This is a genomic window from Rhizobium sp. BK377 (assembly GCF_014193935.1).
In the GTDB taxonomy this organism is placed as follows: domain Bacteria; phylum Pseudomonadota; class Alphaproteobacteria; order Rhizobiales; family Rhizobiaceae; genus Rhizobium.
Genome location: NZ_JACIAC010000003.1, coordinates 164,680 through 176,720, shown reverse-complemented (window position 1 = coordinate 176,720; position 12,041 = coordinate 164,680). Strand labels below are relative to the sequence as shown.

The following is a 12,041-nucleotide window of genomic DNA, read 5'->3' as shown; positions in this document are numbered from 1 at the left end:
CTTTAGTACACTTCTCGCCGAGCCCAGGAAATCGGCGCGATCGTACCCTCGGGAGGGCGGCTGGCGCGACTGATGACCAGCGAAATTGAACCTTCCACAGGCAAGGTATTGGAACTCGGCCCCGGCACGGGAGTCTTCACGGACACGCTCTGAAGCGCGGCCTGCCGGCGCGAAACCTCACGCTGGTTGAGCTTGAAACCCGCTTCATCGCTCCGCTGCGACAGCGCTTTCCAGATGTAACGATACTCCAGCCACATGCGCGCGAGCTTGCCGCCTGCGTGACCGATGACGCGAAATATTCTGGTTTCCATAGGCGGGGTGGTGAAATATGGCGTCGAGGCTTCGGGATGTGAGGCAATGGAAGATTTCGATTTTTTCGTTGCGAGGCATCGTGAGGCTGACGACCTGAAAGGAGCGTGTGAATTGAGTTCTATGCCAGGCCCGCCGCACAGGTCGTTTCAACGGGCGGTCTACATTTGTCTCGGTCTGCTCATGACCGGTTTTGGAATTATCGGCGCCATCCTCCCGCTCATGCCGACGACGATCTTCCTTATCCTGGCCGCGTGGTTCTTCTGCCGATCGTCCGTGCGCCTGGAGGCCTATTTGATGAACAGTCGATTTGGCGGATCGTTGCGCGACTGGCGCGAGAACGGAGCGATTTCTCGAAGATCCAAGAGTTTAGCCTTTATCGGGATGACCGCTGGATACGCGATATTTCTCTTTACATCGGAACCGTCGGTTTCCCTTGCGATCATTGTCGGCGCACTGATCCTGGCTTGCGCTGTTTACGTCGCTTCGCGGCCGGGGTCGGCCAGGCGCGACCAGCAGGATGAAAACAACGAATGATCTGCGTTGCCGACAAGAACCACTTTACAACGGGCGCAAACTCAAATTATACGGCCCGCTCACTATTGCTCCCACCTCCCAGCATTCCCATCTGAGCGCCATGCCAAAAACCCATAAGCACAAGTTCCTTCGGGAACAGTATCGACGCATGCTTGCGTCCGACCTCCACATCGATCCACGCTGGCGCGACAGTTTTGACGCCTTTCTAACGGATATCGACCACTTGGCGCCGAACACCGGAAGTCGCCGAATTATTGGTCGCAGGAACCTCAAGCTCGGTTTCGTGCCCGGGAATGTTGAATGGCATTGGGAAAGGACGACACTGCCTGCATCGCGGGAAAGCAGGGGACGCCAAGCCTGACAGCGCGACACGGATGTAAGCATCTAATCAAACGGGAACGCTGAGGGCAAGGGGCAGGAAAAGCGGCCATCTCAGGCTTGGCCTGCCTTCCCTCAAAGTGCGCTGTCCCTTGCCCTGAGGGCCTTGCGGGCCGTTGGTCCGCGGCAGCACCCGCTCCGCCGGCGCCCTATCTCGCTTTTTCGTGCATTGCCCTTCTGCGATCTCGCCTGCTAAAACTGGCCCATATCGTTTCATCACCTATGTCCTTGGTTTTTGGGAGGCTATCGTCGTCATGGCAGATCTTGCACAATCGCTTGCATCCATAAAAATTCCCGACCTTGCCAGCAAGGCGGTGCTGATTACTGGCGCTTCGACGGGCATCGGTGCGGCCGTCGCACGCGCTCTCGCTGCGCAGGGCGTCAAGGTCGGCGTGCACTATAATTCCAGCCGCGAATCCGCCGAAAAGCTTGCCGATGAGATCAGGGCAGCCGGCGGCACGGTGCATCTGGTGCATGGTGACGTATCGCGGGAGGGGGAGACGGAACGCATCGTCGAAGAGACGGCGAAGACCTTCGGCCATCTCGACGGCCTCATTAACAATGCCGGCGGCATGCTCGGCCGTAAGCCGACCGCAGAATATACCGACGAGCATTATGAGAAGGTCATGAACCTCAATGCCCGTTCGGTGCTCGCAGCAACACGCGCTGCCCATCCCTGGCTGAAGAAGCAGGGCGGTTTCATCATCAATACGACCTCGATTGCAGCGCGCAACGGCGGCGGCAATGGCGCAATTCTCTATGCTGCCTCCAAGGGCTTCGTCTCGACGATCACTCATGGCCACGCCAAGGAATTCGTCGCCGACAAGATCCGCGTCAATGCAGTTGCGCCTGGGGTCATCGCGACACCCTTCCACGAGCGCTATACGAATGACGAGCAGATGGAATTGCAGCGCAAGTCCATTCCGATGGGCTTCGTCGGGACGTCGGAAGACTGTGTCGGCGCTTATCTTTTCCTCGCCTCCCCGACGCTCTCCGGCTACATCACCGGTCAGATCATCGAGGTAAACGGCGGTCAACTGATGCCCTGACGGGCCGGAAAGATCGTCGTTTACGGAACTTTCGCACCGCAATGACGTTTCCCGCTTGCCATTCATCAAGCGGGGGCGTCATGAGCTTTTCCTTTTCCGAACTCGACTTCCTGAAACCGGAGCTGGGGGCGGAATATACCGGTTCAGGCACGCATTTCGCGGTTTTTTCCGCCCATGCCGAGCAGATTGAGCTCTGTCTTTTTTCTCCCGACGGTAAAAGCGAAATCGCCCGGCTGCCATTGCCGAAGCGAGAAGGCGATATCTGGTCGGGCTATATTGCCGGCATCGGGCCGGGCACGGTCTATGGCTATCGCGCCCATGGCCCTTACGATCCGAAGAACGGCCATCGCTTCAACCCGAACAAACTGCTGCTTGATCCCTATGCCAAGCAGATCCTTGGCGACCTCAAATGGGACGACGCCCTCTACGGCTATACGATTGGTAAGGACGACCTTTCCTTCGATGAGCGCGACAGCGCGCCTTATATGGTCAAAGGCGTCGTTCAGGATCCGGATTTCGACTGGGCGGGTGAAGAGGCAATACGCCGGCCATGGCCGGAGACGATCATCTATGAGGCGCACGTTCGTGGACTGACAATGTTGCATCCCAAAGTGCCCGAGAGACTGCGAGGCACTTTCCTTGGCATGTGCAGCGATCCGATCATCGATCATCTCGTCAAACTCGGCATATCCGCAATCGAACTGCTGCCGATCCAGTTCTTCCCCAACGACCGCTATCTCGAAGAGAAGAAGCTGACGAATTATTGGGGCTATCAGACGCTCGGCTTCTTCGCGCCGCAGGCCCGTTATCTCTCGGGCGACAAGATCACCGAGATCAAGACCATGGTGAAGAAGTTCCATGCGGCCGGCATAGAAGTCATCATGGACGTCGTCTATAACCACACGGCCGAGGGTAGTGAGAAAGGCCCGACAATGTCTTTCCGCGGCCTCGACAATGCAAGTTACTACATCCTTTCGCCCGACGATCCGCGCCATACCTTCGATACGACTGGCACCGGAAACACGCTGAACGTCGCTCATCCCATGGTCATGCGCATGGTACTGGATAGTCTGCGCTACTGGGTGGGCGTGATGCATATCGATGGTTTCCGCTTCGATCTTGCTAGCACCCTTGGACGTCAGGATTTGGAGTTCGACCGGCAGGGCCTGTTTTTTGGCGCCATCCGTCAGGACCCGATCCTTGCCGGCGTCAAGCTGATCGCCGAGCCCTGGGATGTCGGTGCCGGTGGCTATCAGGTCGGCGGCTTTCCGCATCCCTTCCGCGAATGGAACGACAAGTTTCGGGACGATGTACGCCGCTTCTGGAAGGGAGACGGCGGCATGGTGTCGGAACTCGCGCAGCGCATTACCGGCTCGGCGCTGCAGTTCAACCACTCGGATCGGGGTGCGACGTCATCGATCAATCTCCTGTCGGCTCATGACGGCTTCACGCTCATGGACACCGTTTCTTTCAACGACAAGCACAATGAGGCAAACGGCGAAGATAACAGGGACGGTCATTCGGACAATCATTCCGACAATATGGGTGCCGAAGGCGCGACCGATAACGAGGACATCAACAGGCTGCGCGCGCGCCGACGCCGCAACATGATGGCAACATTGATGCTCTCCCAAGGCGTGCCGATGATCCTTGCTGGCGACGAGGTCGGCAACAGCCAGGGCGGCAACAATAACGCCTACTGTCAGGACAATGAGATCGGCTGGACGAAGTGGGACGGCCTCGATGATCCCTTTCTCGATTTCTGCCGCAAGATAGCCGCCTTCCGCAAGGCGCATCTGGTGCTCAGGCAAGAGCGCTTTCTGACCGGCGACAGTACCGAGGACGGCCGTATCGAGATCGCCTGGTACAAGCCGGACGCCAGTTTCATGGACGATGGTGCCTGGAATGATGACGCACTTCAAGTGCTTGGCGTCTATCTGTCGAAAAGTGCGCATTCTCCCGACACCGAGGAGATGGACGATCTTTACCTAGTCTTCAATGCCGGTGGAGACTGCGAGGTGCATCTGCCGGAGGTCAATGGGCTGAAGAAATGGGCGCGTGTGCTTGACACAGGCGCCGAGGACGACGCTTTCAAGCTCCATGAGCAGGAGAGCCCCGTCATGGTTTATGCCCAAAGCATCGCAGTCTTTGCACCGAGGGGACAAACCAAACCGCCAGAAGACGCAACCAAGGCGGAACGACGCAGATGGTTCCACTTCGGCCGGTGGGGTAGGTGATGGGTCGATAACCGGCAATGAATGCAGAAGTCATCACTGAGCTTGGCCTTGTTTATGTCAGCGACACCGAACCGGGTATCCGCAGGCGAAGGAAAGGCAAGGGTTTTAGCTATCAGCTCCCGGATGGTACTAAACTGACCGACGAATCCCAGCGGGCGCGCATACAGGCGCTCGGCTTGCCGCCGGCCTATGAGAATGTCTGGATCTGCATCTACGAGAATGGCCATTTGCAGGCGACGGGCTATGACGCGCGCGGACGCAAACAATATCGCTACCATAAGGATTGGCAGTCTTTCCGAAGCGCCGGCAAGTTCCATCAGCTCATAGAGTTTGGCCGGGCGCTGCCGAAGATCCGGCGAACGGTCCTGCATCATCTCGACACCGGTGCCGATGATATCAACGGCGTACTCGCGGCGCTGACGACCCTGCTTGACGAAGCGCATCTGCGTGTCGGCAACCAGGCCTACGTCAAAGAAAACGATACCTATGGCGCGACGACGCTTCTCAAGCGCCATCTGAAGATCGTCGATGGCCGCATCGAGCTGAAGTTCCGCGCCAAAGGCGGCAAGCGCGTACAGCGCAGTCTCAAACACCCGCGCCTGCAGAAAATTCTGGAGGAGATCGCGGACCTGCCGGGCCGGCAGCTCTTCGTCTGGAAGGATGAGACCGGCGCGCTGAAGCCAATCGATTCCGGTCGGCTGAATGCCTATCTCGCCGAGATTTCGGGCGTCGCCATTTCGGCCAAGACCTTCCGCACCTGGGCAGGCTCGCTTGCCGCTTTCGCCGCGGCACGCAAAGCCAAATCAGAGGGACGACGGCCGAGCGTGAAGGAAATGTCGGAGGCTGCGGCAGAGGCGCTGCATAACACGCCCGCGATTTCGCGCTCCAGCTATATCCATCCGTCAATTATCGCACTGTCAGGTTCCGACGAGACGCTGGAAGAAAGCAATATCGAGCCCTTGCGCGGGCTTCGGGCAGACGAAAATCGCATGCTGAATTTTTTAGAGTGCCACTCGTCGCCGGATGACGAAAAGAACCCGCGGCTGTGATCTGACGCCGCGGGCATCAAGTTTAACAGGAGCGTAAGCGTCAGGCGGCGCGCTTCTCGTGGCGGCCTTCCTCGACCTCTTCGACGATCTTGTTGACGAACGCTTCAAGATCGTCTGGTGAGCGGGAAGTGATGATGCCCTTGTCGGTAACGACTTTCTCGTCTTTCCATGTCGCTCCGGCATTCTTTACATCGGTCTTGATCGACCAATAGGAGGTTGCTTGGCGGCCACGAAGGGCATCAACCTCAATCAGCAGCCAGGGCGCATGACAGATGGCGGCAACGACCTTGCCGGATTTGACGAATTCGCGGACGACTCTTACAGCACTGTCGTCTATACGCAGCTTGTCAGGATTGATTTGGCCGCCCGGCAGCACCAGCGCGTCAAAATCTTCGATTTTTACATCCTTGGCCTGCAGATCGACAGGAACGCTATCGCCCCAATCGGTCTCGTCCCAGCTCTTGATCTCACCTTCCTTGATAGAAGCGATCTTCACGGACGCGCCGCGTTTCTGCAATTCGTCGAAGGGCACACGCAGTTCGGAGCGCTCGTAGCCGTCCGTGGCCAGGATCAGGATTTTTGCAGATTTGATGGAAGGCATTGCTTCTCCTTTCCTTCGTTTCGAATTCGGGATCAAAAGCAAAACTGATAGCGCACCTGATCGTTCCCGGAAAATTGAAGAAAGAGCTCAGGAAACGTCCGTGTCGAGTTCCGGATAGTGACGGAAAACTCCCTCCGTGTTGAAGGCCAGCCGGCGGTCGGATTTCAGATAGCGGGCGATATTGGGGCGCTGCTCGACGCTGTCATGCAAAGCAGCGAGCAGAGGGTATTTGCGGTGATAGTTGCTCATGGCTTTCGGGAAGGCATAAATGAGACCCTCGATGATCTGGAATAGCGACAAATCGGCATAAGTGAGCGTGTCACCGACGATACAGCCCGGACCTCTCGGGTTCTGTTTCAGCACCCGTTCAAAGTAGCCGAGGAATTTCGGCACACGCTCCTTGATGAAGGCGGCCGAACGAGCCTTCGCTTCTTCTTTCTGATCTTCATAATAGAGCGATGTTGCGATCGGATGGTGTGTGTCATGCACCTCGGCTACGAAATCGGTGATGGTGAGTTGCAGGCCGTTGACGACATAACGCAGCCCCTCGTCGTCAGGCGCAAGCCCGAGCTTGGGGCCAAGATAGAGGAGGATATTGGCCACATGCGAGATAATGAGATCGCCATCTTTCAGGAAAGGTGGCGCAAAGGGTATTTGGGTCTCGTTGTTGCTCTCCATGATGGCAAGCATCGCGCCGGTGCCGCGTCCGCGGCCCGACTGGCGGGTGATGTCGATCCTCCCGCTCTGCCCTGATAGTAGAGCTATTAGTGGTGGGCGTGTTGCTCGTTACGCTTGCGCGTAGCAGCGGCCTTCTTGGCTGATGCTGAGCGCTCTTCCTTCGAACGGGATGCAGAAGCCTGTCCACCGATGCGGCCGCCCTTTTCGGAGGATTCGTGTGTATCCTTCTTGCCGCGGCCCGAACCGGATTTATTACCGCCGCCACTTTCCTTGTTGACGGTTGCCCAGGCGCGGCGCTCGGCTTCGCCCTGAGAAACGCCGCGATCCTCATAGCCTTCCTCGATATGCTCGGCCTTCCTCTTTTGCTTGTCTGTGTAAGAAGATTTGTCACCTTTCGGCATGACTGCCTCCTCTGGTTAGAATGAAATTCAACTGCCGGCTTTCATAAAAGTTCCGGCCCGTTGCCGTTCTGCGGCGAAGAGATCGAAACCAGGAGCGAAGCTGTATTTGCGCGGCTTCGCTATCACCGCCTGGCCGGCTCGATGTCGGCGACACTCTGTCGATCGGCCTGAGGGCTCGCGATGACAGCTGCGCAAATCGCGAGGTCCTGTTTCAAAAATATGCGGAATTTGACGGCGCCCGGGCGGTCCGGGTCTAGGCGATGGGGCGCTGTTGCGCGGCAACCTTTACCGCGCGCTCGAGTGCTGCGGTCGTAAACGGCTTCGGCAGCAGCACCGAACCGGAAAAACGGCTCGCCTCCGGAAGGTTGCTGTTACCGGTCGCAAAGATAAGGCCGACCGAAGGGAAAGCTTCGCGCGCCAGCGCTGCGAAGGCCGGGCCGGACATGCCGGGAAGGCCGACATCGGCAACGATAATATCGATATCCGTATCTGTGCCGCGCAAGACTTCGATGCCCTGTTCGCCGCTGTCGGCTTCGATTACGTCATACCCGAGATCTCGCAGGATTTCGGCAGTATCCATGCGGATGAAGGTATCGTCTTCCACCAGGAGAAGCTTCAGCCTGGGCTGGACAATGTCACGCGGCTGTCCGTTGGCCGGCAATGGCACCGGATTGGTCTGGCGGCGTTGAGCCTGATTGACGAGGACGTGGCGGACTTTCCGCGCCAGAGCCTCCCGTGTATACGGCTTGGAAAGGAGCTCCAGGCCGGGGTCGAGCCGGCCGCCATGGACGATAGAGTTTTCGGTATAGCCTGACGTGTAAAGCACTGCGATATTCGGCAAGCGCTCGCGGGCCATCCGCGCTAGCTCCGGGCTTTTTAGCGGACCGGGCATGACCACGTCGGTAAAAAGCAGGTCGATATGCGCGCCGCTCTCGATCACGGTCAACGCGCTCTGGGCGTCCTTGGCTTTCAGCACGTAATAGCCAAGGTCGGTCAGCATCTCCACGACCGTTGCACGCACACCTTCATCATCTTCAGCGACCAATATCGTCTCGGTGCCGCCGGTTGCGGGGACATTGTCCCCAGTGGCTATTCTGTCCTCGCTCTGGAAGGAGCGGGGAAGATAAAGTTTCACTGTGGTGCCGTCGCCGGTCTCGCTATAGATCTTCACATGGCCACCGGACTGCTTGGCGAAACCGTAGACCATGGAAAGGCCGAGGCCGGTGCCCTTGCCCTCCGGTTTGGTGGAGAAAAACGGCTCGAAAGCCTGCTCGACGATCTCGGGCGGCATGCCAGAGCCGGTGTCGGTGACGGCAAGAACCACATATTGGCCGGCTGCGACCCCCGGATGCGTGCGGCTATAGGAATCATCGAGAAAGGCATTGCCCACTTCGATCGTCAGTTTGCCTGCGCCATCCATTGCATCGCGTGAATTGATCGCAAGGTTCAGCAGCGCGTTTTCAATTTGGGCAGGATCGGCAAAGCTGTTCCAAAGGCCGCCGGAAACCATGGTCTCTACCTCGATTTCCTCACCAAGCGCGCGGCGCAGCATGTCATCCATGGCAGAGACAAGGCGTCCGATATTGATTACCTTCGGCTCCAAAGGCTGGCGGCGGCCGAAGGCGAGAAGCTGACTGGCGAGCCGCGATCCGCGCTCGACGGCTAAGAGTGCGTTGGAAATGCGTTCTTTGGCCCGGCCGTTGTTCATCACATCCTTGCCGAGCAATTGAAGATTGCCTGAAATCACCTGCAGCAGGTTATTGAAATCATGTGCGACGCCGCCGGTGAGCTTGCCGATCGATTCCATCTTCTGCGCTTGCTGGAGAGCTGCCTCCGCCTGCTGTCGTTCGAGAATTTCGGCAGCGACACGGATCTCAAGCGTTTCGTTCAGCTTGCGGAGCTGGTCCTCGGCCTCGCGGCGCTGGGCGATTTCGATCTCTGCGGCGCGGATGAGCCGGGCATTGTCGATTGCGACGGCAGCCTGGCCAGCCAAGCTGACGAGGCTTGCCTCTGCCGCATCCGAAAAGCGAGCGGGCTGGCTATGACCGAAGAACAGCCCGCCGATGACGCCGCCGTCGCGCGACTTGACCGGCACGGCGAGATAGCTGCGCACGGGAAGGTGGCCGCTCGGCATCCCGGAATGCGGCGCATTCTGGCCGTAGCGCGGATCAAGCAAGATATCGTCGGAGCGCACGACGCCTTCGCCGCTGAAAGTCGGCTCAAAGACCTTGGTATTACGCGGCATCGGAAACCTCTCGAAATGTTTCCGATCGACGCCCGACAGCGCGTAAAGCATGTAGCTGCCGCCTTCGCCGTCGTCGACATTGTAGAAAAAGGCGCCGAATTCAGCGCCCGTCAACGCTACGCCGGCATCGACGGCGATCTGCGTCAGGCGATCGACATTGAGCTCGGCGGTAATCGCCGAGCCGGCCTGGTTGACGAGAGCCAGTGTTGCTGATTTTTCCCGCGCCTCATCCAGTGCGATGCGCTCCCGTCGCTTGGCGAGCACCTGGTCCGTCACTTCCATTGTCGCGCAGAGGATGCCGGCGACCTTGCCGTCGTCGTCCCGCAGCGGTGTGTAGGAAAAGGTGAACCAGGTATCTTCCGTCTGCCCCTCGCGCCACATGGGAACGCGCAGTTCCTTGTAGAGCTGCGACCGACCGTTGAGCGTCGCCTTCACGATCGGCTCGAACTGCGGCCAGATATCTGACCAGACCTGCTGAAACGGTTTTCCGAGGGCGGCCGGATGTCGTTCGGGGAAGATCGCGACATAGGCGTCGTTATAGATGAAGGCGAGTTCGGGACCCCAGGCGACGAATTTCGGCTGACGCGAATTGACGACCATCTCCACAATATGCCGCAGTGAACTCGGCCATGCTTCGACTGGCCCGATGCCGGTCGCCTCCAAGCCGTTCTGGCGCAGCAAGTTCCCGATTTCGCTATCGCCTTCCGGCCAGCGGCCCCCAACCCGTGCCATCAAAATCGCTTTCAATCTTACTGTGGCATCACCCGAGCCGGGTCTGCCGGTCCACCGTCGACAAAATAGAGGCGTCGGGCAGGAGGGAAAGGGCGAGCTGCAAATATCGTTAACCGGGAAAAGTGTCCGATTACTCGCAGAAAGGCTGTTTATATTTGTTATTCTTCGTCCAGTTTCTGCGAGGTGATGAGGCTCAAGGCAAAGGAACGAAGCTGGATCGGTTTGCGTGCATCGCGAAAAAATACGCCGACTATATTATCAACCAGAAGGATAAGCCCCAGTGCGAAACCGATATAGAGCAAAGCGGCGATTAGAAGAAGCGACATCTCCATCCTCACACCAGTGCCAAAAAAACCGGGCCGAAAGCCGCGGGAACTGGGGTAACGAGGGCATAAGCGAAATGGCGGTTCACGGCGACTTCCCCTGTTTGCCCATAAACAGCTGAAAGATAATCTTGTTCCCCGTTTCGAGGGGTGGACGCAGCTTTTTACAAAGCTGTCCGGACGGACGTTTCATTCGGCTTGTGTTCACCCCCGCGCAGAAGCTGTCGCTCCATAATCCTCCTATCACGCAACTAATTCAAACTTATGACAAAACCGCATCAGGGCGCCGTGAAGGCGCCCCTTTCGTTAAATTTGAATATTGCTCTGTCAGGAAGCCGACTTGCGTACGGCTGCGCGCTTCGGGGCCGGGTTGACGATGCCGCTAGCCTTTGTGTTTGTCGCCGCCCGTTTGGCAGATTTCTTGGCTTCACCGCCATTCGTAACCTCAGCCGCTGCTGCGGGTGCCCCCGTCTTGGCCGCCGCTGTTCGCTTCGCCCGAGGTTTCACTTCCTTACCGTTTGAGGATTTTGAAGCCCCCTTGAGTGCGTCATGCTCAACCCGTGCTTGCTCCCAATGGATCGAATCCCGTCCCGTTGGGTGTCCCTCTTCTTCCCAGAGGGCATATGCACGTTTTTTTATCCACTCGTCCCGAGTTTCTGCCATCGCTGATCTCCAGTCACAACATGCCGTCGTCCGAACGCGATACTGTTGGAAAGGTTCCAGACAATGGGTCCGGTTTCAAGGGGATTTGCCAAGTAAATCCGGAATATTTTTGCGTTGCAGTATTTATAGGCAACAACTCGTTCTAGTTGCCTTGATATTGGACAGCGCGGTGCAGGTCCGCGATGAAATTTGCACGCTGGCGCGCGACATCCTCTTCGTCGCGAATCCGCAGAAGGAAGGAGGGGTGGATGGTCACGAGGACCGGCGGGTGGTTGCCGGGCGTAAGAATGTGGCCGCGCTCCGGCGTCAATTTCACCTTCGAGCCGAGGAGAGAGTACAGTGCTGTCGCGCCGAGTGCGACAACCAGATTCGGCCGCACCAGTTTGATCTCGGCCCCGAGCCACCAGGCGCAACGCTGGATCTCCCCTGCATTGGGTTTCGAATGCAGGCGACGCTTGCCGCGAGGCTCGAATTTAAAATGCTTGACCGCATTGGTGACGTAACAGCGCGAGCGGTCGAGCACGGCTTCTTCGAGACAGGTGTCCAGCAGACGTCCGGCCGGGCCTACGAAAGGGCGTCCGGCAATATCCTCCTTGTCGCCGGGTTGTTCGCCGACGAGCATGATCGCAGCTCTCTGCGATCCCTCGCCGAAGACGAGCTGGGTGGCGTTTTTGTAAAGTTCGCAGCGCGTGCAGCCTTCCGCCTGATGTCTAAGCTGATCAAGGCCGGCGGCGTCGGCGCTTTCAAGCGTGAAGGCAGGACCGAATTTCGGTGCGACGTTCATTGGCGGTAGACCCTTGGCTTTCACTCTCAACCGATCGCGCCGCGGATTGTTCCTG

General features: G+C 58.1%; 11 protein-coding genes and 1 pseudogene. 4 read left to right on the top strand and 8 right to left on the bottom strand.

Translation table 11 applies throughout. From position 1 onward, the window contains the following. Window positions 1–2: 2 nt before the first annotated feature. Window positions 3–311: a hypothetical protein gene (locus FHT92_RS15490; RefSeq protein WP_183826697.1), complete on the bottom strand. Its 309-nt coding sequence runs from the start codon at window positions 309–311 to the stop codon at window positions 3–5. Between the two features lie 46 nt (window positions 312–357). Here FHT92_RS15490 and FHT92_RS15485 point away from each other — a divergent pair, with 46 nt between their 5' ends. From FHT92_RS15485 to FHT92_RS15470, 4 genes are all read left to right on the top strand, one after another. After that, window positions 358–846, top strand: coding sequence for a YbaN family protein (locus FHT92_RS15485; protein ID WP_246735307.1), 489 nt, complete (start codon window positions 358–360; stop codon window positions 844–846). Window positions 847–1,478: 632 nt separating this feature from the next. Next, a complete protein-coding gene (locus FHT92_RS15480; RefSeq protein ID WP_183826694.1) occupies window positions 1,479–2,273 on the top strand; it encodes an SDR family NAD(P)-dependent oxidoreductase in 795 nt (264 codons plus the stop codon). Between the two features lie 80 nt (window positions 2,274–2,353). After that, window positions 2,354–4,510, top strand: a complete 2,157-nt coding sequence (glgX, locus tag FHT92_RS15475; protein WP_183826691.1) for a glycogen debranching protein GlgX — start codon at window positions 2,354–2,356, stop codon at window positions 4,508–4,510. Window positions 4,511–4,527: 17 nt separating this feature from the next. Continuing rightward, window positions 4,528–5,559, top strand: coding sequence for a DNA topoisomerase IB (locus FHT92_RS15470; protein WP_183742649.1), 1,032 nt, complete (start codon window positions 4,528–4,530; stop codon window positions 5,557–5,559). A gap of 40 nt (window positions 5,560–5,599) precedes the next feature. Here FHT92_RS15470 and FHT92_RS15465 read toward each other — a convergent pair whose 3' ends face one another. From FHT92_RS15465 to FHT92_RS15435, 7 genes and pseudogenes are all read right to left on the bottom strand, one after another. Then, complete coding sequence (locus tag FHT92_RS15465) at window positions 5,600–6,160, bottom strand: DJ-1/PfpI/YhbO family deglycase/protease (protein ID WP_183826688.1); 561 nt, start codon at window positions 6,158–6,160, stop codon at window positions 5,600–5,602. Between the two features lie 87 nt (window positions 6,161–6,247). Beyond that, window positions 6,248–6,898 (bottom strand): annotated as a pseudogene (locus FHT92_RS15460) (glutathione S-transferase C-terminal domain-containing protein); the annotation flags it as partial. Window positions 6,899–6,924: 26 nt separating this feature from the next. Continuing rightward, entirely contained in the window at window positions 6,925–7,239 is a 315-nt protein-coding gene (locus FHT92_RS15455; RefSeq protein ID WP_183826682.1) for a plasmid stabilization protein, read from the bottom strand. A gap of 253 nt (window positions 7,240–7,492) precedes the next feature. After that, on the bottom strand, window positions 7,493–10,216 hold the full coding sequence (locus FHT92_RS15450) for a response regulator (protein ID WP_183826679.1): 2,724 nt from the start codon (window positions 10,214–10,216) through the stop codon (window positions 7,493–7,495). Window positions 10,217–10,374: 158 nt separating this feature from the next. Then, the gene (locus FHT92_RS15445; RefSeq protein WP_183826676.1) at window positions 10,375–10,542 is read right to left on the bottom strand and encodes a hypothetical protein; all 168 of its coding nucleotides are present in this window, start codon (window positions 10,540–10,542) and stop codon (window positions 10,375–10,377) included. 324 nt (window positions 10,543–10,866) lie between these two features. Further along, window positions 10,867–11,202 carry a DUF2934 domain-containing protein gene (locus tag FHT92_RS15440; RefSeq protein ID WP_183742662.1) on the bottom strand — a complete coding sequence of 112 codons (336 nt, stop codon included), beginning with the start codon at window positions 11,200–11,202 and terminating at the stop codon, window positions 10,867–10,869. A gap of 142 nt (window positions 11,203–11,344) precedes the next feature. Further along, window positions 11,345–11,986 (bottom strand): UdgX family uracil-DNA binding protein, encoded by a 642-nt coding sequence (locus FHT92_RS15435; protein ID WP_183826673.1) that lies wholly within the window; start codon window positions 11,984–11,986, stop codon window positions 11,345–11,347. Window positions 11,987–12,041: the final 55 nt, after the last annotated feature.